The 20,565-nt window shown below is 63.8% G+C and carries 20 protein-coding genes, 3 tRNA genes and 1 riboswitch; of the genes, 17 read left to right on the top strand and 6 right to left on the bottom strand.

Annotated elements, in window-relative coordinates; genetic code table 11:
* Positions 1 to 35: 35 nt before the first annotated feature.
* Positions 36 to 671, bottom strand: coding sequence for a BUD32 family EKC/KEOPS complex subunit (locus tag ACYVD0_RS00115; RefSeq protein ID WP_460424878.1), 636 nt, complete (start codon positions 669 to 671; stop codon positions 36 to 38).
* Positions 672 to 704: 33 nt separating this feature from the next.
* Between ACYVD0_RS00115 and msbA the strand changes: the two genes are divergently transcribed.
* The 7 genes from msbA to ACYVD0_RS00080 all read left to right on the top strand — a co-directional run bounded on the left by msbA (position 705) and on the right by ACYVD0_RS00080 (position 7,738).
* Positions 705 to 2,495: a lipid A export permease/ATP-binding protein MsbA gene (gene msbA, locus ACYVD0_RS00110; RefSeq protein WP_460424877.1), complete on the top strand. Its 1,791-nt coding sequence runs from the start codon at positions 705 to 707 to the stop codon at positions 2,493 to 2,495.
* A complete protein-coding gene (locus tag ACYVD0_RS00105; protein ID WP_460424876.1) occupies positions 2,495 to 3,391 on the top strand; it encodes a GNAT family protein in 897 nt (298 codons plus the stop codon). The genes msbA and ACYVD0_RS00105 overlap by 1 nt, the downstream gene beginning before the upstream one ends.
* A 4-nt stretch (positions 3,392 to 3,395) precedes the next feature.
* Positions 3,396 to 4,841: a PIG-L deacetylase family protein gene (locus ACYVD0_RS00100; protein ID WP_460424875.1), complete on the top strand. Its 1,446-nt coding sequence runs from the start codon at positions 3,396 to 3,398 to the stop codon at positions 4,839 to 4,841.
* A gap of 50 nt (positions 4,842 to 4,891) precedes the next feature.
* A complete protein-coding gene (hldE, locus tag ACYVD0_RS00095) occupies positions 4,892 to 6,316 on the top strand; it encodes a bifunctional heptose 7-phosphate kinase/heptose 1-phosphate adenyltransferase (RefSeq protein WP_460424874.1) in 1,425 nt (474 codons plus the stop codon).
* A gap of 174 nt (positions 6,317 to 6,490) precedes the next feature.
* Positions 6,491 to 6,670: a hypothetical protein gene (locus ACYVD0_RS00090; RefSeq protein ID WP_460424873.1), complete on the top strand. Its 180-nt coding sequence runs from the start codon at positions 6,491 to 6,493 to the stop codon at positions 6,668 to 6,670.
* Positions 6,671 to 6,950: 280 nt separating this feature from the next.
* Complete coding sequence (locus ACYVD0_RS00085; protein WP_460424872.1) at positions 6,951 to 7,376, top strand: hypothetical protein; 426 nt, start codon at positions 6,951 to 6,953, stop codon at positions 7,374 to 7,376.
* Positions 7,377 to 7,405: 29 nt separating this feature from the next.
* Positions 7,406 to 7,738: an SGNH hydrolase domain-containing protein gene (locus tag ACYVD0_RS00080; protein ID WP_460424871.1), complete on the top strand. Its 333-nt coding sequence runs from the start codon at positions 7,406 to 7,408 to the stop codon at positions 7,736 to 7,738.
* Between the two features lie 51 nt (positions 7,739 to 7,789).
* Here the strand turns inward: ACYVD0_RS00080 and ACYVD0_RS00075 are convergent, their stop codons facing one another.
* Genes ACYVD0_RS00075 through ACYVD0_RS00065 form a run of 3 tightly spaced genes read right to left on the bottom strand, consistent with a single transcriptional unit; the run spans position 7,790 to position 10,750 of the window.
* The gene (locus ACYVD0_RS00075; RefSeq protein ID WP_460424870.1) at positions 7,790 to 8,719 is read right to left on the bottom strand and encodes a metal ABC transporter ATPase; all 930 of its coding nucleotides are present in this window, start codon (positions 8,717 to 8,719) and stop codon (positions 7,790 to 7,792) included.
* 40 nt (positions 8,720 to 8,759) lie between these two features.
* A complete protein-coding gene (locus ACYVD0_RS00070; protein WP_460424869.1) occupies positions 8,760 to 9,578 on the bottom strand; it encodes an aldo/keto reductase in 819 nt (272 codons plus the stop codon).
* The gene (locus ACYVD0_RS00065; protein ID WP_460424868.1) at positions 9,575 to 10,750 is read right to left on the bottom strand and encodes an NAD(P)/FAD-dependent oxidoreductase; all 1,176 of its coding nucleotides are present in this window, start codon (positions 10,748 to 10,750) and stop codon (positions 9,575 to 9,577) included. The genes ACYVD0_RS00070 and ACYVD0_RS00065 overlap by 4 nt, the downstream gene beginning before the upstream one ends.
* Before the next feature lie 417 nt (positions 10,751 to 11,167).
* Here ACYVD0_RS00065 and waaA point away from each other — a divergent pair, with 417 nt between their 5' ends.
* The gene (gene waaA, locus ACYVD0_RS00060; protein ID WP_460424867.1) at positions 11,168 to 12,442 is read left to right on the top strand and encodes a lipid IV(A) 3-deoxy-D-manno-octulosonic acid transferase; all 1,275 of its coding nucleotides are present in this window, start codon (positions 11,168 to 11,170) and stop codon (positions 12,440 to 12,442) included.
* A gap of 65 nt (positions 12,443 to 12,507) precedes the next feature.
* A riboswitch (TPP riboswitch) is annotated at positions 12,508 to 12,612 on the top strand.
* A 90-nt stretch (positions 12,613 to 12,702) separates the two neighbouring features.
* Positions 12,703 to 14,589 carry a phosphomethylpyrimidine synthase ThiC gene (thiC, locus tag ACYVD0_RS00055; RefSeq protein ID WP_460424866.1) on the top strand — a complete coding sequence of 629 codons (1,887 nt, stop codon included), beginning with the start codon at positions 12,703 to 12,705 and terminating at the stop codon, positions 14,587 to 14,589.
* A gap of 194 nt (positions 14,590 to 14,783) precedes the next feature.
* On the opposite strand, the gene ACYVD0_RS00050 is transcribed toward thiC, so the two are convergent.
* The gene (locus tag ACYVD0_RS00050; RefSeq protein ID WP_460424865.1) at positions 14,784 to 15,518 is read right to left on the bottom strand and encodes a DUF3298 and DUF4163 domain-containing protein; all 735 of its coding nucleotides are present in this window, start codon (positions 15,516 to 15,518) and stop codon (positions 14,784 to 14,786) included.
* A gap of 181 nt (positions 15,519 to 15,699) precedes the next feature.
* Between ACYVD0_RS00050 and ACYVD0_RS00045 the strand changes: the two genes are divergently transcribed.
* Both ACYVD0_RS00045 and ACYVD0_RS00040 read left to right on the top strand, forming a co-directional pair.
* The gene (locus ACYVD0_RS00045) at positions 15,700 to 16,317 is read left to right on the top strand and encodes an NUDIX hydrolase (protein ID WP_460424864.1); all 618 of its coding nucleotides are present in this window, start codon (positions 15,700 to 15,702) and stop codon (positions 16,315 to 16,317) included.
* A complete protein-coding gene (locus ACYVD0_RS00040; RefSeq protein WP_460424863.1) occupies positions 16,308 to 16,763 on the top strand; it encodes a DUF1249 domain-containing protein in 456 nt (151 codons plus the stop codon). The genes ACYVD0_RS00045 and ACYVD0_RS00040 overlap by 10 nt, the downstream gene beginning before the upstream one ends.
* Before the next feature lie 246 nt (positions 16,764 to 17,009).
* Here the strand turns inward: ACYVD0_RS00040 and ACYVD0_RS00035 are convergent, their stop codons facing one another.
* Positions 17,010 to 17,357 carry a hypothetical protein gene (locus tag ACYVD0_RS00035; RefSeq protein ID WP_460424862.1) on the bottom strand — a complete coding sequence of 116 codons (348 nt, stop codon included), beginning with the start codon at positions 17,355 to 17,357 and terminating at the stop codon, positions 17,010 to 17,012.
* Between the two features lie 238 nt (positions 17,358 to 17,595).
* On the opposite strand from ACYVD0_RS00035, the gene birA reads away from it, so the two are divergent.
* From birA to ACYVD0_RS00005, 6 genes are all read left to right on the top strand, one after another.
* Positions 17,596 to 18,561 carry a bifunctional biotin--[acetyl-CoA-carboxylase] ligase/biotin operon repressor BirA gene (gene birA, locus ACYVD0_RS00030; RefSeq protein ID WP_460424861.1) on the top strand — a complete coding sequence of 322 codons (966 nt, stop codon included), beginning with the start codon at positions 17,596 to 17,598 and terminating at the stop codon, positions 18,559 to 18,561.
* Positions 18,545 to 19,300, top strand: a complete 756-nt coding sequence (locus ACYVD0_RS00025; protein WP_460424860.1) for a type III pantothenate kinase — start codon at positions 18,545 to 18,547, stop codon at positions 19,298 to 19,300. Before birA ends, ACYVD0_RS00025 begins: the two co-directional genes overlap by 17 nt.
* 803 nt (positions 19,301 to 20,103) lie before the next feature.
* Positions 20,104 to 20,188 (top strand) — tRNA-Tyr (locus ACYVD0_RS00020).
* Between the two features lie 28 nt (positions 20,189 to 20,216).
* Positions 20,217 to 20,290: transfer RNA gene (locus ACYVD0_RS00015), tRNA-Gly, on the top strand.
* Between the two features lie 26 nt (positions 20,291 to 20,316).
* A tRNA-Thr gene (locus ACYVD0_RS00010) sits at positions 20,317 to 20,392 on the top strand.
* Positions 20,383 to 20,565, top strand: a 183-nt coding sequence (locus ACYVD0_RS00005) for a GTP-binding protein (protein ID WP_460424859.1), incomplete at its 3' end; no start/stop codon positions are given. The genes ACYVD0_RS00010 and ACYVD0_RS00005, both read left to right, overlap by 10 nt.

The following is a 20,565-nucleotide window of genomic DNA, read 5'->3' as shown; positions in this document are numbered from 1 at the left end:
GATCAGGCAGCGCCCGCTGCTGCGGCGACGGGGCGCTATTTCGGTTTGCCGGGCGCGTCGAGTGTGGAGGAGGTGGGCTGGCGATAAAGCTCACACAGTGCGTCAAGGGGAAAGCCCGTCAGCTGGCGCCGTTCCAGATAGTGGCGCAGATGACTGAGGTTGCGCTTCACCTGCCAGGTATTGAGCGCGCCTTGCCGGCAGCGCAGATCGAGGATGTCGATCAGGCCGAACTGGCCGTCGGGCATCCGAATGATGTTGCCCAGGTGCAGGGAGCGGAAGTAAACCCCCAGTTCGTGCAGGTGACGGATGAAGTCCGCCAGGGCCGGCAGCAGTTCGGCGATCTTCTGCGGCTCCTGGCGGTACAGCTGCTCCACGGACTTTCCCGGAAGCGGCCGATAGAGACAGGCGCTCAGGCCCGCCTTGCGGTCTAGCCAGAATGTTTCGATGACCTGTGGCGTCCGGATGCCTCGCTGTCCGAGCTGCTCGGCGTTGCGAGAGAAGCGCCGGGCGGCGGGCTGCAGGCGGGCGAGCAGGGGATGGCGGCGGGTATGGAAGATCTTGAGGAAGCGGCCGTCGTCCAGGGCCACGACCTTGGGGCCGCGCCCGTCCTTTTCCAGGACCCGGCCGTTTCCCAGCCATTTTTCCAGCTCCTGCGCTGATACAATCCGCATCCTGTTCCTCAATCGATGTTCGAGGCTCGCCGTATGGCCAACCCTGTCCAGCAATCCAGCCTGAAAGTCTATCTGCGGTTGCTGAGGTACGTCCTGCCCTATACGAGGGCTTTTGCCTTCAGCATCTTGGGGTTCCTGCTGTTCGCCTCGAGCCAGCCGATGCTGGCGGAGATGCTCAAGTACTTCCTGGATGGCCTGGAGGGTTCCGGCGAGGCCATGTTGCTGGGTATCCCGCTGCTCTATGGCGTGCCCTTGCTGATTGTACTCATTGCCCTCTACCAGGGCATAGGCTCCTTCCTCGGCAACTACTACCTGGCCAAGGTCGCACGCGGCGTGGTGCACGACCTGCGCTGCGCCCTGTTCGACAACCTGCTGACCCTGCCCAACCGCTATTTCGACACCCACAACTCCGGCCACCTGATCTCCCGGATCACCTACAACGTGACCATGGTGACGGGCGCGGCGACCGATGCGATCAAGGTGGTGATCCGCGAGGGGCTCACCGTTGTTTTCCTGTTCGGCTACCTGCTCCTCAGCAACTGGAAGCTGACCCTGCTGCTGCTGGTGCTGCTGCCGATCATCGCGCTGATGGTGACCGCGGCCAGCAAGCGCTTTCGCAAGCAGAGCCGGAAGATCCAGGACGCGATGGGCGATGTCACCCATGTCGCCTCGGAAACCATCCAGGGCTACCGGGTGGTCCGCAGCTTCGGCGGCGAGTCATACGAGCAGACGCGCTTCCACAAGGCCAGCGCCCTCAACATGAACCGCAGCCTGAGCATGACCCGCACCCAGGCGGTCTACACGCCACTGCTGCAACTGGTCATCTACAGCGGCATGGCCGTGCTGATGTACATGGTGCTTTACTTGCGCGGCGATGCCTCGGCGGGCGATCTGATCGCCTACATCACCGCGGCCGGCATGCTGCCCAAGCCGATCCGCCAGCTGTCCGAAGTCAGCGCCACCATCCAGAAGGGTCTGGCGGCGGCCGACAGCATCTTCGCCCAGCTCGACGAGGAGCCCGAAGTCGATCAGGGCGGCATCGAGCGCGAGCGGATTGGTGGCCGTCTCGAGGTGCGCAACCTGAGCTTCAGCTATCCCGGCAGCGACCGGGCGGTGCTCGATGACATCAGTTTCTCCATCGAGCCTGGGCAGATGGTCGCCCTGGTCGGGCGCTCCGGCAGCGGCAAGTCGACCTTGGTCAACCTGATTCCGCGCTTCTATCAGCACCGGGACGGGCAGATCCTGCTCGACGGCGTCGCGGTCGAGGACTACAGCCTGCGCAATCTGCGCCAGCATATTGCTCTGGTGACTCAGCAGGTGACCCTGTTCAACGACACCGTGGCCAACAACATTGCTTATGGCGACCTGGCCGGCGCACCGCGCGAGGCCATCAAGCAGGCCGCCGAAGCCGCCTACGCCCGGGAGTTCGTCGACAGGCTGCCGCAGGGCTTCGATACCGAGGTGGGTGAGAACGGCGTGACCCTCTCCGGCGGTCAGCGCCAGCGCCTGGCGATCGCCCGGGCACTGCTCAAGGATGCGCCGCTGTTGATCCTCGACGAGGCCACCTCGGCGCTGGACACCGAGTCCGAGCGGCATATCCAGGCTGCCCTGGATCATGTCATGCAAGGGCGGACTACGCTGGTCATCGCCCATCGGCTGTCGACCATCGAGAAGGCCGACCTGATCCTGGTGATGGACGATGGACACATCGTCGAGCGAGGAACCCATTCCGAGCTGCTGGCGCTCGGTGGGTACTATGCACGTCTGCATGCCAAACACTTCAAGGAAACCGATGAAATGCTTTTTGTAACAGGGGACGCCTGATGCTTCAGTTGTTGCGTGGCTGGCGTGAGCGCGGTTGGAGCGTCATCGACCAGGCGGCCTATGCCGAGGCCTGGAGCCGCCATGGGGGCAGTGTGGCGACCCATCCCCTCTTCGTCGACCGGCTGTCCGCGCTGGCCGGCATTCCCGTCCGCTACCTGGGCTGGGTTCGTGACGGCGAGCTGCTGGCGGCCGTACCCTGTTGGGGGCGCCATCTGGCCCTGGCCAAGGAGGTGTTGAAGCAATCCGGCAAGCGCCGGCTGTTCGACCTGGGCAATGCCGAGGTGATCCTGCCGATCGCCGAGAACGTCAGCGTACCGGTGCGCCAGCAGATGAGCTATATCTCCGAGCTGAACCACGGGCGCATCGCGACCCTGCACGAACAGCCCGAACAGCTGGCGATGGCCCGTCCGCCGGAGAACTACAAGGGCCGCTACCGCTACAACCTGCGCCGCGACCTGCGCCTGCTACAGGAGGCCGGTGGTCGGCTGCGGCCGATTGGCGAGCTTGCGCCCGCCGAGCGTGCCGCGATCTACTCGGAGCTGTTCGAGCGCCGCTGGCAGTTCGAAGTACCGGGCAAGGCCAGGCTAGCCGAGGTATTCGAGCTGCTCAACGACTACATGGTCGGCATGGTGGTGTTTCTCGAGGAGCGGCCCATCGCGATCCAGATTCTCTACCGGGTCGAATCGCCCAAGTGGGTCTCCTATGAGTACATCAACGGCGGCTTCGACCCCGACTGCGACAAGCTGGCCCCCGGTAGCGTGCTTACCTTCGTCAACACCCAGGACGCCTGGGCCGAGGCGCGGGCCAAGGACAAGCAGCTGCGCTATTCCTTCGGCCGTGCCGATCGCGAGTACAAGGATCTCTGGTGCCACCGGGTACCGGTCTATCAGGTCTGACGCCATGACAGCCCGCAAGCAACAGTTGCTGAAGCGACATCGTCGGCACAAGCGTCTCTTCATGCTGGTCGCCCTGGTGGCACTGGCCCTGCTCGGCCTGCTGGTCGCCTGGTGGCTGGTGCCGCTGTTGCTGGTGCTGGGCTGGATCGCTCACGAGGCCTGGTTCGCCGACCATCTATTCTATCGCCCGCAGGACGATTACCTCTATGCCTTCCCGCCGGATGCCCTGGCTCTGCCGGCGCGTCTGGAGGAGGGCAGGGTGCTGCTGGAAGGCGATATCGGCGCGGCCGAGACCCTGATCCTCGAGGTGCGTGTCAGCGCCGGCTGGCTCGGACGGCTGTTCGATCCGCAGGTGTGGATCGGCGACGACCGCCAAGACTTCGAGCGCGGCGTGGACGGGCTGCGCTACCTGAACCTGTCCGGCCAGCAGGAGGCGCTGCGCGCCGGGCGTTTGCGCATTCGCGGGCGCTTCTGCACCCTGGCCGGCAGCGCTACCCTGCATACGCTGGTCAATCCGGACTATGCGGGGCGGCGCCTGCTGGTCGTTGCCCCCCATGCCGACGATGCCGAGCTGGCGGCCTTCGGCCTGTACAGCCGGGCGCGGGACGCCGCCATCGTCACCCTGACCCAGGGTGAGATCGAGGCACAGAACTACCAGAGCCTCGGCCTCGACCTGGTCGCCGCGGCGCGCCTGAAGGGTCGCCTGCGCAGCTGGGACAGTCTGGCGGTGCCGCTGTGGGGCGGGGTGGCGCAGAGCCGTTGTGCGCAGCTCGGCTATTACTGCCTGCAGTTGTCGGCCATGGCCGCCGAGCCGCAGCAGCCATTCGGCTCGCGGGAGTCCGGCGAGACGGATATCCGCAGCGTGCGCCGGCACAATCCGTTGACTTTGCCCGGCGATGCCGACGGTGCTTCCACCTGGCGCAACCTGGTCGCTGACCTGCGCGCGCTGCTTGAGCACTTCCGCCCCGAGGTGGTGGTGACGCCGCATCCCGAACTGGATCCTCATGCCGATCATGTGGCCGCCACCCGCGCCCTGCTCGAAGCCGCCAGCGGCAGCGCCTGGCGGCCGGAAACCCTGCTGCTCTACGCCAATCACCTGCATGATAACGACCGCTGGCCGATGGGCCCGGCCGAAGGTGGCATCGCCCTGCCGCCGGCCATCGAGCCGCTGCCGGCCGATGGCTTGTGGAGCCCGCTCCTGAGTGCCGAGACCCGTCTGGATAAGGCTGCGGCGCTGGCCATGCAGCACGACCTGCAGGCGCCGCTGCCACTGAAGAAGCGCCTGCGCCGCCGGATCCAGCAGCTCCTTGCCGGGCGCCGCTGGCCGGCCACCGGGGCCGACGAGTTCTTCCGCAAGGCGGTGCGGCGGCACGAGCTGTTCTGGGTGCGTTCCTGCACGGCCGCCGTAGCGGACAGTTGCGCCCATGGCCTGGAGCAGGCAGCCAGCTAGACAGCGCATGCTATGATCGCCGCCGATTTTCATACTCCCGTGGAGACTCCATGAAGCTGTCCATGCCCCGTTTCGAGCGCTCTCCCGTGCTGGTGGTCGGCGATGTCATGCTCGACCGCTACTGGCATGGCTGCACCACGCGGATTTCCCCGGAGGCGCCGGTGCCGGTGGTCAAGGTCGAACAGATGGAGGACCGCCCCGGCGGGGCGGCCAACGTCGCGCTGAACATCGCCGCGCTGGGGGGCTCGGCCACCCTGGTCGGGGTGACCGGCGCCGACGAGGCGGCCGACAGCCTGACCCAGAGCCTGGCGTCGGCCGGCGTGAACGTGCATTTCCAGCGCATCGCCAGCCAGCCGACCATCGTCAAGCTCAGGGTGTTGAGCCGCCATCAGCAGCTGCTGCGCATGGACTTCGAGCAGCCCTTCGCCACCGACGCCGCGGCCCTGGCCGCCGAGGTCGAGGGCCTGCTCGATGGGGTCCGGGTGCTGGTGCTCTCCGACTACGGCAAGGGTGCGTTGCAGAATCATCAGGTACTGATCCAGGCGGCGCGCGCCCGTGGCATTCCGGTGCTGGCCGATCCCAAGGGCAAGGACTTCACCATCTACCGCGGCGCCGATCTGATCACCCCGAACCTGGCCGAGTTCGAGAATATCGTCGGTCGCTGCGCCGACGAGGCCGAGCTGGTGGCCCGGGGCGCCCGGCTGATGGCCGAACTCGAACTCGGCGCGCTGCTGGTGACCCGCGGCGAGCACGGCATGACCCTGCTGCGCCCCGGCCATCCGGCGCTGCACCTGCCGGCGCGGGCGCGCGAGGTGTTCGACGTCACCGGTGCCGGCGACACTGTGATCTCCACCCTGGCTGCGGCGCTGGCCGCCGGCGAGGAGCTGCCGCAGGCGGTGGCGCTGGCCAACCTGGCGGCCGGCATCGTGGTCGGCAAGCTGGGCACCGCGGCGATCAGCGCCCCCGAGCTGCGCCGCGCGGTGCAGCGCGAGCAGGGCTCGGAGCGCGGCGTGCTGGGCCTCGAGCAGCTCCTGCTAGCCATCGAGGACGCCCGCGCCCAGGGCGAGAAGATCGTCTTCACCAATGGCTGCTTCGATATCCTCCACGCCGGCCACGTCACCTACCTGGAGCAGGCCCGCGCCCAGGGCGACCGGCTGATCGTGGCGGTCAACGACGATGCCTCGGTGACCCGTCTGAAGGGGCCGGGCCGGCCGATCAACACGGTGGACCGGCGCATGGCGGTGCTCGCCGGCCTCGGTGCGGTGGACTGGGTGGTGAGCTTCGCCGAGGACACCCCCGAGCGCCTGCTCGAGCAGATCCGACCGGAGGTGCTGGTCAAGGGCGGCGACTACGGCGTCGACCAAGTGGTCGGCGCCGACATCGTCCGCTCCCATGGCGGCAAGGTGAAGGTGCTGGGGCTGGTGGAGAACAGCTCCACCACCGGCATCGTCGAGAAGATCCGTCGGCAGCGCTAAACGTAGAAAATCCATTTTCTCGAATAGCGGTTTGCGACCGAGCGATTGCTCCGCTTCGCCTGGTATTGCGATCCGCAAGTTCTTGTTGGGGGGAGGGTTGGATAGCGTTTTTGCTTCGGCTGTCGGGCTAATGAGTTTCGCTGCGGTATCAATGGATTGCGCGCTTGGGCTGTGATGGCCGTGGTGATGTATCACTTCGCTATTGCTGGTTTCGATGGCAGTTTTGTCGGAGTCGATGTGTTCTTCATTATTTCCGTTCTGATGACCGGCATCATCAGCAATGGTCTCAGCGTGGCGATTTTTCCCTCTGGTGTTTCTACCTGGCCCGTGTCCGGCGGATTCTCCCGGCCCTGAACGTGCAGGCGGCGGTGCTGCTGGCGGTCGGCTGGTTCGTCCTGATGTCCAGGGAGTATGAGACTCTCGGCGGGAATGTGCGGCGAACCCTATTTTTTGCATCCAACCTGCGTTTCCTGCAGGAGTCCGGCTATTTCGATGGCGACGCCCATGAGAAGTGGCTTCTGCATAGCTGGTCGCTATCCTTGGAGTGACAGTTCTATCTCCTGCTGCCCGCACTACTGCTAGCCGTCTGGCGGTTTTTGCCGGGTTGGCGGGCAATCACCCTGGCTCATGTCCTGTGCTGGTCGTCGGCCTGGCCTATTGCGAGCAGTTGGACAATCCGGCCTGGGCTCTGTCGAGTCTGTTCGCAACCCTGCTGCTGGGACAGCTTTCTCATGCCTTGATCAAAGTGCCGGCGCGGCTTGCACAGGTTGCCGCCTCGATGGGCGGCCGCCGCTGTAGTGCTGGCAGCCCGGTGGCGCTGGTAGCCCATGCGGTTCGACTCGATGGCTTCCCGGGACGCCGGCCCGCGGCTGTGGGTGAAGTCGAAGCGCAAACGAACAATCGCAATCCCAGGCAGGATGAATGTTTGGACAAGGGGGCCGCTTGTATCTTCGGTGGCGACTTGATCAAGGCGCTGATAATGGGCGACAGTCATGCGGATGCGCTGGTCACGGCAGCGCAGGCTGCTCTGTTCGATCCGCAGCAAGGCCTTTATTCCTGATTCGGTCCATCCCCGAGAGGGGGATAGATGTGCCTCATGCCATGGCCAAGGCAATGCTGATGGGTGCCCAAAGGGAAATCTCGATCACAATGGCGGACTACCGCAAGCGTCATGCCTTCGTCTGGAGCATCCAGGATGAAGCACGCGAGCGATGTGGCGCCCAGATTCTTGATCCCTTGCCCTATCTATGCAATGACGAGGCCTGTCACGGCAGCAAGGATGGCCGTCCGCTTTATGCGGACGACGATCATTTGAACGAATTCGGCAACCGCCTGCTGGTGCCGATGTTCGCCGAGGTTTTTGCGTTCATGCTGCGCCCAGGCAAGGCTCTGGCACACCTGTGGGAAGAGGCTGCCCCGTAAGGGCCTGGCGCGCACTCGGCGGCCAACTCCGGTCGGGGCGCTCCTGCCCTCTCAGCCCAGCGCTCCGCTGCGCTGTGGGGTCGGCCTGGCGACGTCCCGCGCTGGGGTATCCCACAGGGCCTGCCAGTCGCGCCAGCTGATCCGCTCGTCGTGCACCACCCAGCCGTCCTGCGGGGCGAAGCTTTCGGCCAGCCACAGGTCGCGGGTGGCGACCGGACGCAGGAAGCCCTGCTGCAGGGTGTAGAGTTCGTCCGCCGGGCGCCGGTCCTGGTCGAAGGGCAGCAGGTAGAGGTCCGGGCTGTCGTGGTCGATGCGGGCGATCAGGGTGCCTTCCTCCAGGCATTCGTCGGCGTGCAGCAGGCTGAGCTGGTGCAGGTTCTCTGGTATTTCCAGGCGCATGTCGTAGACCAGTTGCAGCGAGGCAGTGGGCAGGTGCACGTAGGCCCGCGGGCGCTCCAGCAGGGGCATGTTGCCGCAATACACCGGACGGGCCGCGCCGGACAGCGGGCTCAGGCGAAAGCGGGAGTTGTCGCAGTAATTCAGGGCGCTCTCATAGGGGGTCGGCAGCCAGGTGTCGCCGAAGCGTCCGGTCATCCAGCATTTCGGGGTCTGCAGCAGGCATTCCTCGGCGACCTCCTGGATCGCCGTGAGCAGTGGCAGGTTCAGTTCGTGGGCCGGCACATAGCCGGAGATCGGCTTGAGCACCACGTCACCGCGATCCTGGCGCTGCTGGCGCACCAGAATCCAGTAGTCGCGGCCCTGCCAAGTCAGGGTCAGGCGCACGGAAACCCCCAGATTGGCCAGCTCCAGGGCGAAGCGCTGGCTGTTGGTGACCTCGACCGGGCGGCGCCGTTCGAGCATCTGGCTGAAGTTCAGCGGCTGGCCGAGAGCCTGGTAGCTGAGTCCTTCGGGGGCAGCTTCCACGAACAAGGGAAGAGTCTTGAAGGCGCGAGGATTGCGCTTGGCAATGATGGTGGACATGGCGGCTCCTTAGTCCCGGGCCGGCCGCGGTGGCGGCCCGTTATTGTCTTTGTTGGCGGATAACGGCTGCAGCTGTCGAGACATTATGCAACAGATGCAGCGGGTTGATGGTTCCGACGATCGCGCTGCCGACGCCGGGGTGGTGGAACAGCAGCTCGAAGCTGGCGCGAACCGGGTCGATGCCGCTTTCCAGGCAGGCATGGCCGCTGGCCAGGGCCTTTTTGACGAGGATGCCCTTGCCGTGGGCGGCGGCGTAGTCGGCCACCGGCCGTTCGCGCTGGTCGTTGAGGTTCAAGGTGATCATGGCGCAGTCGCCTTCCGCGAGGGCCAGCAGGCCGCCCTCGACGGTTTTGCCGGAAAGGCCGAAAGCGCGGATCTTGCCCTCGCGCTTGAGCTCGGCGAGGGTCTGGTAGACGCCGCTGTCGCGCAGGATGGCGACGTCGTTGCCGTCCGAGTGCACCAGGACCAGGTCGATGTGCCCGGTTTCCAGGCGCTTCAGGCTGCGCTCGACGGAGAAGCGGGTGTGCGCCGCGGAGAAGTCGAAGCGCGACTGGCCGTTCTCGAACTCCTCGCCGACCTTGCTGACGATCACCCAGGCGTCGCGCTGGCCGCGCAGCAGCGGGCCGAGGCGCTCCTCGCTGACCCCGTAGGCCGGCGCGGTGTCGATCAGGTTGATGCCCAGCTCGCGGGCCAGGGCGAGCAGCTGGCGGGCCTCGGCGTCGCCCGGAATGCGAAAGCCCGTCGGGTACTTCACGCCCTGGTCGCGGCCCAGCTTGACGGTGCCCAGGCCCAGCGGCGAGACCGTCAGGCCGGTGCTGCCCAGCGGGCGGTGCAGGTCGTGGAGGATATCGAGGCTCACGGCAGCAACTCCTCCCAAACCGGTTGCGCCAGCGGCGGGCAGGGCAGGGCCGGCAGCGGCGGATGCGCCGCCGGACGCACGGCGTCCCGCTTGAGGCTGGCGAAGACCCGGTCGGTCAGGTCAGGGGCCAGGGCCAGCTTGGTCGGCCAGCCGATCAGCAGGCGGCCCTGTTCGGCGAGAAAGGCATTGTCCGGTCGCGCCAGGGCCGATTGCGCCGGCTCGGCGCGGTCCACCCGCAGGGTCGCCCAGCGCGCCTGGCCGAGGTCGACCCAGGGCAGCAGTTCGTTCAGTTCGTGGCGGGCCATGGCAATCTGCTGCGCCTCGTCGCGGGCCACGCCCTCGGCCTCGGCCAGGTCGCCGCCCAGGTACCAGACCCACTGGCCGTCGGCGGCGGGGTGGCTGGTGACGGTCAGCCGCGGCTTCGGTCCGCTACCCAGGCAGTGGGCGTAGAGCGGCTTGAGGGTCGGCGCCTTGAGCATGACCATGTGCAGCGGGCGCCGCTGCATGGCCGGCTGATTCAGCTCGAGGGTAGCCAGCAGCGCGGCATTGCCGGCGCCGGCGCAGAAGACGATGCGCTGGGCGTGGATCTCCCGGCCGTCGACGATCAGGCCGCTCAGCTCGCCCGCCTCGCGCAGCGGGACGATCTCCCGGGCGGCCAGCAGGCCCGCGCCGGCCAGTTCGGCGAGGCGGCCGATCAGGCTGGGCACGTCCAGCACCAGTTCGTTCAGGCGATAGACATTGCCGCGGAAGGCCGGGTGTTGCAGCGCTGCGGGCAGAGCGTCGCCCTTCACCGGGTCGACCCGCGCTCGCACTGCCTTGCTGGCAAAGAAGCTGGTCAGCTTGCCGGCCAGGGTGCCGGGCGACCACAGGTAATGGGCGTCGGACAGCAGGCGCACGCCGGAGAGGTCCAGCTCGCCGTCGCCGGCCAGCGCCTCGCGCCAGCGCCTCGGCATGTCGGCGATGGCCTCGGAGGCGCCGGTCAGCGCGCCGTGCAGGGCGTATTTGGTGCCGCCGTGGATGATCCCCTGCGACTTGACGCTTTGTTCGCCGCCGAGGCTGGCGCTTTCCACCAGCAGGGTGGCGTAGCCGGCCTGGCGCAGGCGGGCGCTCAGCCAGAGGCCGGCGATACCGCCGCCGACGATCAGAACGTCAGTGCTCAGGGCTGGGAACATGGCAGGCCTCGTTGAGTAAAAGAGTCGGATTATAACCGCTGACTCTAGATCGTGGGCCTTGGCAACCCGATGTGCAGGGCAATCGCATGAAGGGGCAGGTGCAGCCGTTCACGCCCTCTCCCGTGTGCGGGAGAGGGCTGAGGAGAGGGAGAGCAGGCCATTGCTGCTCATTTGCCCTCTCCCCCGCCCATGAATGGGAGAGGGGAGAAAGTCGTTCATGCGATTGCCCTGCTCAATGTGCTTACGGCTAGACCATAGGAGATAAATCGGCACCGGTTTATTGATCTTGGTCAGCATAAAGCATGCCATTCGTCGGTTTCTTTCTTGACGAGTCGGTCACGGAATTTGTCACGCAGCCCCGCCGATGCCGCGAATCTTGCAACTGGCAGGCGCTTTGTTAAGTTAAGCTGCGCCGCCATGAATCGAGCCCTCTATACTTTGCTGCTGCATCTTGCCCTTCCGCTGATCCTTTTGCGCCTGGCGTGGCGGGCTTGGCGCGCGCCGGCTTATGCGCGGCGCGTCGGCGAGCGCTTTGCCCTAGGCCTGCCGGCCCTTCGGCCGGGGGGCATCTGGGTGCATGCGGTATCGGTGGGCGAGAGCATCGCCGCTGAGCCGCTGATCCGCGCCCTGCAGGCACGCCATCCGGAGCTGCCGCTCACCGTCACTTGCATGACGCCGACCGGCTCCGAACGCATCCGTGCGCTGTTCGGCGACAGCGTGCAGCACTGCTATCTGCCCTACGACCTGCCTTGGGCGGCGGCACGCTTTCTCGACCGGCTGCAGCCGTGCCTCGCAGTGATCATGGAAACCGAGCTGTGGCCCAACCATGTGCACCAGTGCGCGCGGCGCGGCATTCCGGTGGCGTTGGCCAACGGCCGGCTGTCCGAACGCTCGGCGCGTGGCTACGGGCGCTTCGCCCGGCTGACTGGCCCAATGCTTGCCGAGATGAGTTGGCTGGCGGTGCAGAGCGACACCGAGGCGGATCGTTTCCGGGCGCTGGGCGCCGGCAGCGCAGCGGTGACGGTGACCGGCTCGATCAAGTTCGACCTGGCCGTCGACCCGCAGCTGCCTGCGCGGGCGGCGGCGCTGCGCGGGCAATGGGAGGCGGCGCAGCGGCCGGTGTGGATTGCCGCCAGCACCCACGCAGGGGAGGACGAGGTCGTCCTGGCCGCCCACCGCCAGCTGCTGGCGCGCTTTCCCGGGGCGCTCCTGATCCTGGTGCCGCGCCATCCGGAGCGTTTCGCACCGGTCTTCGAGCTGTGTCGCCGCGAGGGCTTCGCTACAGTACGGCGCTCCGCTGACCAGGCGGTCGAGGCGCAGAGCGCGGTGCTGCTCGGCGACACCATGGGTGAGCTGCTGTTTCTCTACGCCCTGGCCGACTGCGCCTTCGTTGGCGGCAGTTTGGTGCCCAGCGGCGGGCATAACCTGCTGGAGCCGGCGGCGCTGGGCAAGCCGTTGCTGAGCGGGCCGCACCTATTCAATTTCCTCGACATCGCCGCGCGGCTCGGCGAGGCCGGTGCCCTGCGCGAAGTGACCGACGCCGGGTCGCTGGCCACGGCGGTCGGCGAGTTCTGGATCGAGCCGGCGAGCGCCGGGCTGGCCGGCGCGGCGGGGCGGGCGGTGCTCGAGGCCAACCAGGGCGCGCTGGCGCGGCTGCTGGAGGGGCTGGAGCGCCTGCTGGCTAGGCGCTAGCCGCGCTTTCCGACGAGGAGGCATTTGCCGGTTGGTGTTCTTCGCGCGTCTTGTTTAGACTCAGCCGGTACTTGTCGGGGTGCCCCAGCGGGGGCTGAGATCGGCGCGAGCCGGATCCCGTTGAACCTGATCAGGGTGAAACCTGCGTAGGGAACAAGATGTCCTCGCCGTTCGGCGGGGGCCTCTCCATTCCTCGGCATGCCCGCGCCCGCCCTGATCGACTCCGACAATCCATGCCCCGGACGAAGTGGAGTGCCTTGATGAGCGTGACAGAACAACAGAAGAACCTGAGTGAATCAGCCCAGGTCGACCAGCAGTCCGTACAGCCCTTCCCGCGCTCGCGGAAGATCTACGTGTCCGGCTCGCGCCCGGATATCCATGTGCCGATGCGCGAAATCAGCCTGGACGTGACCCCCACCGCCTTCGGCGGCGAGATCAATGCCCCGGTGCTGGTCTACGATACCTCCGGCCCCTACACCGATCCCAGTGTGCGGATCGACGTGCGCCAAGGCCTGGCGGATGTGCGCTCGGCCTGGATCGCCGACCGCGGCGATACTGAACTGCTCACTGGCCTCAGCTCGCGCTTCGGCCAGGAGCGTCTGGCCGATCCCGAGCTGGCCGCCATGCGCTTCGCCCACGTGCGCAACCCCCGTCGCGCCAAGACGGGGCACAATGTCACCCAGATGCACTACGCGAAGAAGGGCATCATTACTCCCGAGATGGAATACGTCGCTATCCGCGAGAACATGAGGCTGGCCGAGGCGCGTGCCGCCGGCCTGCTCGCTGAGCAGCATCCGGGGCAGAGCTTCGGCGCGGCTATCCCGAAGGAAATCACCCCCGAGTTCGTCCGCCAGGAAATCGCTCGCGGCCGCGCCATCATCCCGGCCAACATCAATCACGTGGAGCTGGAGCCGATGATCATCGGCCGCAATTTCCTGGTGAAGATCAACGGCAACATCGGCAACTCGGCACTGGGCTCCTCGATCGAAGAGGAAGTGGCCAAGCTGACCTGGGGTATCCGCTGGGGCTCGGACACCGTCATGGACCTGTCCACCGGCAAGCACATCCACGAGACCCGCGAGTGGATCATCCGCAACTCGCCGGTGCCGATCGGCACGGTGCCGATCTACCAGGCGCTGGAGAAGGTCGGCGGCATCGCCGAGGACCTGACCTGGGAGCTGTTCCGCGACACACTGATCGAGCAGGCCGAGCAGGGCGTGGACTACTTCACCATCCACGCCGGCGTGCTGCTGCGCTATGTGCCACTGACCGCCAAGCGCGTCACCGGCATCGTCAGCCGTGGCGGCTCGATTATGGCCAAGTGGTGCCTGGCCCATCACCAGGAGAATTTCCTCTACACCCATTTCGAGGAAATCTGCGAGATCATGAAGGCCTACGACGTCGCCTTCTCGCTGGGCGACGGCCTGCGTCCGGGCTCGATCGCCGACGCCAACGACGCCGCACAGTTCGGCGAGCTGGAAACCCTCGGTGAGCTGACCAAGGTCGCCTGGAAGCACGACGTGCAGACCATGATCGAAGGCCCCGGCCATGTGCCGATGCACATGATCAAGGAGAACATGGACAAGCAGCTGGAATGCTGCGACGAGGCGCCGTTCTACACCCTAGGCCCGCTGACCACAGACATAGCCCCCGGCTACGACCACATCACCTCGGGCATCGGCGCGGCGATGATCGGCTGGTTCGGCTGCGCCATGCTCTGCTACGTGACGCCCAAGGAGCACCTCGGCCTGCCGAACAAGGACGACGTGAAGACCGGCATCATCACCTACAAGATCGCTGCCCATGCCGCCGACCTCGCCAAGGGGCATCCGGGTGCGCAAGTCCGCGACAATGCCCTGTCCAAGGCGCGCTTCGAGTTCCGCTGGGAGGACCAGTTCAACCTCGGCCTGGATCCGGACACTGCGCGCAGCTATCACGATGAGACCCTGCCCAAAGACTCGGCCAAGGTGGCGCACTTCTGCTCCATGTGCGGGCCGAAGTTCTGCTCGATGAAGATTACCCAGGAAGTGCGCGACTATGCCGCCGAGCACGGGCTATCCGAGGAAAGCCAGGCCATCGAGGCCGGCTTCAAGGAGCAGGCCGAGCGCTTTAAGGGGCAGGGTTCGGTGATCTACAAGCAAGTGTGAAGCTGGCGTCCGCGGCGGCGCTTCTCACTCCATCCCTCCCTCCGCTGGGGCTAAAGCATGCACAAAAAGTGAAATTTGCTCGTAAAAACAGCAGCTTACCAAAAGTGGCATTGAAGGCTAACTGACTGTTTTTATTGCGTTTTCATAAAATTGTGTGCACACATTAGCCCCGCTGGGGAGAGGGTGCCGGAAGCCTACTTCCCGCCCCGCGGGAAGTATTCCGGCCTGAGGATGCCGTTGAGCTGCGGGTAGGGTACCACCAGCAGCGGGTGGCCGATGGCGTAGGGAGCGATGCGGTAGGTGTCATACATCAGCAGCACGCCGACCCGGGCCAAGCCGATGTGGCGGGTCTGCTGAAACGGCCAGGTGCTGGCGAATTCCGCATCGTCGCCAACGTCCTGGACCGCCAGCCAGCGCTGGTGGGCCTGTCTGGCCTTCTCCCAGAAAGCCTCCTCCTGACCCGGTAGCAGCAGGTCGCGCAGCTCCAGGGCCTTCTGCTGGTGGCGGTCGAACTCAATGAAGGTTCGCCCCGGCATGCCGTGGGCGCCGCCGGTGAAGCGGTAGCTCGACAGTTCCACGAGGATGCGCCGATCGCCCTGTTCGCGCACCTTGGCCTGCAGATAGCTGCTCCAGCCGGGCTTGGCACCGGCCAGGAAGTCCCGTTCGTAGCTCTCCAGCGAGGCCGGCAGCGGCATGCCCTCGGCCTCGCGGGTCAGCTCCAGCAGACCGTGATTGATCAGCCGGTTCAGCATGGGCTCGTCGGCGAAGTGCAGGGTGTCGATGTTCACCAGCGGGCACTCGCGGCCCTGGCATCCGGATTGCGGATGCTCCCAGGCCGTGCGCTGGTAGACCGCCGGCTGGCTCGAGGGGGAGAGGCTCTGGCAGGCTCCCAGGAGGAGGGCGAGAGCGGTGAGGACGAGTGATTTCATGGGGAATACAGCATTCGTCGGGGCTTCGGAATCGTTGAGAGAGGCTTCGCCAGGACTCCGGATCAGCCGCTGGCGGACTGACTAGGGTCGCAGTTCTTCGGCCTTCTGCAAAGGGGCTGCGCCGCTTGAAAGAGCGGGTTAGGATGGCAGCCAATTTCAGTTCAACAGATGAGCGTGCAGGATGAGCGAATTCTTCAAGCCGGATGCGAATGCTGTGGAAATCGTGCAGCGTGAGGACTGTTTCAGCGGTTTCTACCGACTCGAACGCGTGCACCTGCGCCATCGCCAGTTCTCCGGCGAGATGGGGCCGGTGCTCAGCCGCGAGCTGTTCGTGCGCCATGATGCGGTCTGCGTGCTGCCCTACGATCCGCTGCGCGACTGCGTGGTGTTGAACGAGCAGTTCCGCGTCGGGGCGATGGACAAGTCGGACAATCCCTGGATGCTCGAGATGGTCGCCGGTCTGATCGACAAAGACGAGCAGCCCGAGGAGGTCGCCCACCGCGAGGCCCTCGAGGAGGCGGGGCTGAAGCTCGAGGCGCTGTGGCCGGTGACCGTCTATTACCCGTCGCCCGGCGGCAGCAACGAGAAGGTCTACCTTTATGTCGGTCGCTGCGACAGCCAGGGGGCCGGTGGCATTTATGGCCTGCCCGAGGAAGGCGAAGATATCCGGGTGCACGTGCTGCCTTTCGAGACGGCGCTGCAGGCGGTCAGGAACGGCAAGATCAACAATGCTGCCAGCATCATTGCCCTGCAGTGGCTGGCGCTGAACCGTATCGAGGTACGTGGACTGTGGGCGTAAGTCTGATGCGCGAGCGTTACCGGGTCGACCTGGTCGACCTGCAGACGACCTGCGAAGCCAACTATGCGCGGCTGATGCGCCTGCTACCGGAGATGCGCAGCATACCCGCAGCGACGCGGCGGGTCGGGGTGAGCCAGGGCGAGCGGCTGCTTGGCGTGCTGGCGCTGGAGGTGCTCGAGGACTGTCCCTACACCACCACTGTACAGGTCTGCCAGGAGCACAGCCTGCCTTGGCTGCCGGCACCGCGGATGGAGGTGCGGGTCTATCACGATGCGCGCATGGCCGAGGTGGTCGGCGCGGAACAGGCCCGGCGCCTGCGCAGCCGCTATGTCTATCCCAATCCGGCGATGCACCAGCCGGACGAGAAGAGCCAGCTCAACCTGTTCCTCGGCGAATGGCTGAGCCACTGCCTGTCCTGCGGCCACGAGGTGGAGCCGGTCATCTGACTCGGCGCTCGCAGTCCGCCGGCACCGCCGGCCGCTGCTGCGTTGAACAGCTGTCGCCGGCCGATTCCTCCGCTCTTCCTGTTGTCGCCCTGACGTGGCACCCATCGGTCGGCACTCTCACTTCAGGAGGGATGCTGTCCTGCCCAAACGCTCCCTCGTTCCTTTCTCCCGCACCCTCCCGCCATCGTTCGCTCGAAGGCCAGGGCCCTCATGCAATTGGCCAAGGATTGAAATGCGCTCCCGCCTCTATAATTCGTAACCTCCACGACAGCAATTCCATATGAAGGCATGAATGGTGGGAGTGGATTGGCATGCGAGGCGCGGGTACTGGGTCCGACTGCTGGCGATGGGGGCTTGTTCAGTGGCCATCTGTTTGGACGCAATGTGTTGCGCCAGCTCCAGCAGGCGCTGGGCCAGTCCGCCGGCCGAATCCTCATCCCGGCTGGGCCAATGCTCCACCGGCAGGGCGATGAGCAGACCCTCGTAACCGCTCCCGGCCTGGTAGGTGGACGCCTCCCAGCCAGCGGGGAGCCGTTCGCGATGGGCCTGCTCGACGCTGCGCTTGAGCAGCGCCAGGGCGGTGTCCCGCATCATCTTGTTCCCCCTGATCGACTGTCGAGGGAGTTTACGCTAAGTTATTGAAAAGGATGATCATTAGGCCACTTCCTATTCACCCCTCGCTGAATGTACGACGCTGCTCGGCTATCGAGTAGCGCTCACTAAGCGCGTTAACCAGGGCTGTCCTGACTGATGGTGATGAGGGGGGGCAGACTGTTGGGTTTTTAGAGGTGCCCCGCTATGATGCTGACCTCATATTGAGGTGGAGTCTCTAATGCTAACTTTATTAAAGCTCCTTCAAGATGGCCATTTCCATTCAGGGCAGGCAATCGGAGATGCACTGTGTATCAGTCGAAGTGCTGTATGGAAACAAATGCAGCGCTTGGAGGCCGAGTGGGGGGTGGAGCTGAACCGGGTGCGAGGTCGCGGTTATCAACTGGCTAATCCGATGGTCTTATTAACTGAGATGGCCTTGGCTGAAAAAGGCTTGTCTGATATTTGGCCTTTCTATGTTTATGATTCCTTGGACTCAACAAATGCTGAAGCGGCCAGGCTCTTGGAGAGAGGAGTAGAGCCTCCCTTTCTGGTTTTGGCTGAAAGACAGACTGCGGGAAGAGGGCGGCGCGGGCGTATTTGGCAAAGCCCATTTGGGAAAAATATCTATTTGAGTCTGGCGATAAGAATTCAGAGAGGGGCCCGCCAGTTAGAGGGGTTAAGCCTTGTGATAGGGCTGGCCGTGATGCAAGCATTGCGGGCGTCAGGAGCTGGTGAGGCTGGCCTAAAATGGCCGAATGATATTTTTGTGCGAGGAAGAAAGGTCGCAGGAGTTCTCTTGGAGTTGGCTGGTGATCCTGCAGATGTGTGCCATGTCGTTGTAGGGGTCGGTATTAACGTTAATATGGAGGATGGGGGTTGTATTGATCAGCCTTGGTCCTCAATGAAATTGGAGCTTCAAAGTTCGATTGATCGTAATGAGTTGGTCTGTGAGTTGAGTCGACAATTGCGTGAATATTTAATGCGACATGCGGAGTCAGGATTCGTTGCGCTTCAAGAAGAGTGGGAGATGAATCACTTATGGCGCGGGTGTAAGGTAACATTGATTGCGGGTGCGCAGCGAGTCGAGGGTGTGGTCTTGGGAGTTGATCATGTGGGTGCGCTGCGCTTGAGCGTAAATGGATTAGAACAGCGATACAGTGGTGGTGAGATCAGCTTGAGGTTGTGTGATGATCATCGAGCTTGATTGTGGCAATAGTTTTATAAAATGGCGGATCATTGGTGCGCTCTCCCAAGTGGTTTCGAGCGGGGTGGCGGAATCAGCTGAGGAGCTATTCTCTGCTCTGGAGGGGCTACGGGCACGCTATGGGTTTCACCACTGTCGCATGGTCAGTGTACGCAGTGATGAAGAGACTGCTTGCCTTGAGATGCATCTTACCCAGAGGTTGGGGCTCCATGTGCTGATTGCTCGATCAGCGCCCTGCACGGCGGGTGTTCATAATGGATACGTGGATTATAGAAGTTTAGGGCTTGATAGATGGATGGCTATTGTCGCAGCGCACCATCTTTCAGCCAAGGCCTGTTTGGTTCTGGACTTGGGGACTGCGGTCACAGCAGATTTTGTTGCTGCCGATGGTGAGCATAAGGGGGGATTTATCTGTCCGGGGTTGCCTTTGTTGCATAGTCAATTGCACAGTCATACTAGGCGTATCCGCTATGATGCTACCGCTGCTACCGGCTTTATGAGGGAGCAGGCTATCCCGGGCCGTTCTACGGCTGAGGCAGTTGAGCGGGGGTGTGTGTTGATGCTGAAGGGGTTCGTTCATTCTCAGGTGGAGTTGGCAAAGGCTTATTGGGGGAATGATTACGATGTCTTTCTGACCGGCGGAGATGCCTCTGTGGTCATGGATGTTTTGCCTCGGGTGAGGGTCATGCCGGACCTGGTTTTTATCGGGCTTGCCATCGTTTGTCCAGTTCCCTCCTGAGGTCGTGCATGCGTTGGCTTTTTTTCTTGCTGCTGGTGTTGAATCTATTTTATCGGGGCTGGAATGAGCAGTTAGCCTCTCGGCAATTGAATGGGATCACTGCTCCGGCGCCGCCTCACGAGGTGAGTCAAAGGGTTCGACTTGTTAGTGAGTCGAAGGTTGGGGCGCGCAACCAGGTGGGGAGGAGATGATTGCCTGTTTCAGGGGGGGCGTTCGGTCTGCAGAAAAGGGGCGCCAAGTTGCGCAGCGACTGCTAGGTCTCGATATTCATTCTAGGGTAGAGCTAATCAAGCGTGTCATGGCAATAGAGTGCTGGTTGTACTTGTCGCCATTGCTCTCTTGTCAAGCCTCCTCGTGCCAGTTAAAAGAGCTGCAAGCGAAAAAGATAGACAGCTATGCCATTGCTCAGGGAGATCTGGTCAATGGCATTTCGCTGGGGGCTCGCAGTGAGTCTGCAGAAGCTGCAATGCGGCGCTCTAGAGGGGTTGGTTGTGAGCCCGCAATGTGCGAGTAGCCCTGGACGTAACGCGATTATTGGGTGGAAGTGACGCCTGAAAGCGCCCAGCTGCTTGATGGAGCATTGATGGAGATCCTCTCTCGATCCTTTCCGGATCTGCAATATCAGTGGAAGGCATGTAGGGGGCTTGCAAGCTCTGGGCGGTTTGAATAGAATTGCGCCCGCTTTCAGGTGGTAGTCGAGTCGGCTATCCCTATGGGCGGTAGTCAAGTGAGCTAAGCTCAGGTTTTTTAAAGAAAAACTCTTGACTGTCGCTTGGTGGCGAAACATAATGCTGCCATGTTTCGGAGGGGTTCCCGAGTGGCCAAAGGGATCAGACTGTAAATCTGACGTCATAGACTTCGAAGGTTCGAATCCTTCCCCCTCCACCAGATTTTGAGCGTAGGCCTACCGGGCTAAGCGGGTATAGTTCAGTGGTAGAACCTCAGCCTTCCAAGCTGATGATGCGGGTTCGATTCCCGCTACCCGCTCCAGGTTTTGTCTGTGTCTAAGTAGTTTGGCTCATGTAGCTCAGCTGGTAGAGCACACCCTTGGTAAGGGTGAGGTCAGCGGTTCAAATCCGCTCATGAGCTCCAATTTCGAAGGCGGATATGAAGATATCTGCCTTTGTTTTGGTGGTGTGTTTTTGCGCGGGGTGGTCTCGATGGCTAAGGAAAAATTCGAACGTAACAAACCGCACGTCAACGTTGGCACCATTGGTCACGTGGACCATGGCAAGACCACTCTGACTGCCGCGCTGACCAAGGTC

It is taken from the genome of Azotobacter armeniacus, from assembly GCF_054779355.1.
This window is presented reverse-complemented; position numbering and strand designations above follow the sequence as displayed.

Excerpts from the sequence above, each read along its gene's own strand:
- ACYVD0_RS00115 (WP_460424878.1), bottom strand. The coding sequence starts at position 671 with ATGCGGATTGTATCAGCGCAGGAGCTGGAAAAATGGCTGGGAAACGGC.
- msbA (WP_460424877.1), top strand. The coding sequence starts at position 705 with ATGGCCAACCCTGTCCAGCAATCCAGCCTGAAAGTCTATCTGCGGTTG.
- ACYVD0_RS00105 (WP_460424876.1), top strand. The coding sequence starts at position 2,495 with ATGCTTCAGTTGTTGCGTGGCTGGCGTGAGCGCGGTTGGAGCGTCATC.
- ACYVD0_RS00100 (WP_460424875.1), top strand. The coding sequence starts at position 3,396 with ATGACAGCCCGCAAGCAACAGTTGCTGAAGCGACATCGTCGGCACAAG.
- hldE (WP_460424874.1), top strand. The coding sequence starts at position 4,892 with ATGAAGCTGTCCATGCCCCGTTTCGAGCGCTCTCCCGTGCTGGTGGTC.
- ACYVD0_RS00090 (WP_460424873.1), top strand. The coding sequence starts at position 6,491 with ATGGCCGTGGTGATGTATCACTTCGCTATTGCTGGTTTCGATGGCAGT.
- ACYVD0_RS00075 (WP_460424870.1), bottom strand. The coding sequence starts at position 8,719 with ATGTCCACCATCATTGCCAAGCGCAATCCTCGCGCCTTCAAGACTCTT.
- ACYVD0_RS00065 (WP_460424868.1), bottom strand. The coding sequence starts at position 10,750 with ATGTTCCCAGCCCTGAGCACTGACGTTCTGATCGTCGGCGGCGGTATC.
- waaA (WP_460424867.1), top strand. The coding sequence starts at position 11,168 with ATGAATCGAGCCCTCTATACTTTGCTGCTGCATCTTGCCCTTCCGCTG.
- thiC (WP_460424866.1), top strand. The coding sequence starts at position 12,703 with ATGAGCGTGACAGAACAACAGAAGAACCTGAGTGAATCAGCCCAGGTC.
- ACYVD0_RS00050 (WP_460424865.1), bottom strand. The coding sequence starts at position 15,518 with ATGAAATCACTCGTCCTCACCGCTCTCGCCCTCCTCCTGGGAGCCTGC.
- ACYVD0_RS00045 (WP_460424864.1), top strand. The coding sequence starts at position 15,700 with ATGAGCGAATTCTTCAAGCCGGATGCGAATGCTGTGGAAATCGTGCAG.
- ACYVD0_RS00035 (WP_460424862.1), bottom strand. The coding sequence starts at position 17,357 with ATGATGCGGGACACCGCCCTGGCGCTGCTCAAGCGCAGCGTCGAGCAG.
- birA (WP_460424861.1), top strand. The coding sequence starts at position 17,596 with ATGCTAACTTTATTAAAGCTCCTTCAAGATGGCCATTTCCATTCAGGG.
- ACYVD0_RS00025 (WP_460424860.1), top strand. The coding sequence starts at position 18,545 with ATGATCATCGAGCTTGATTGTGGCAATAGTTTTATAAAATGGCGGATC.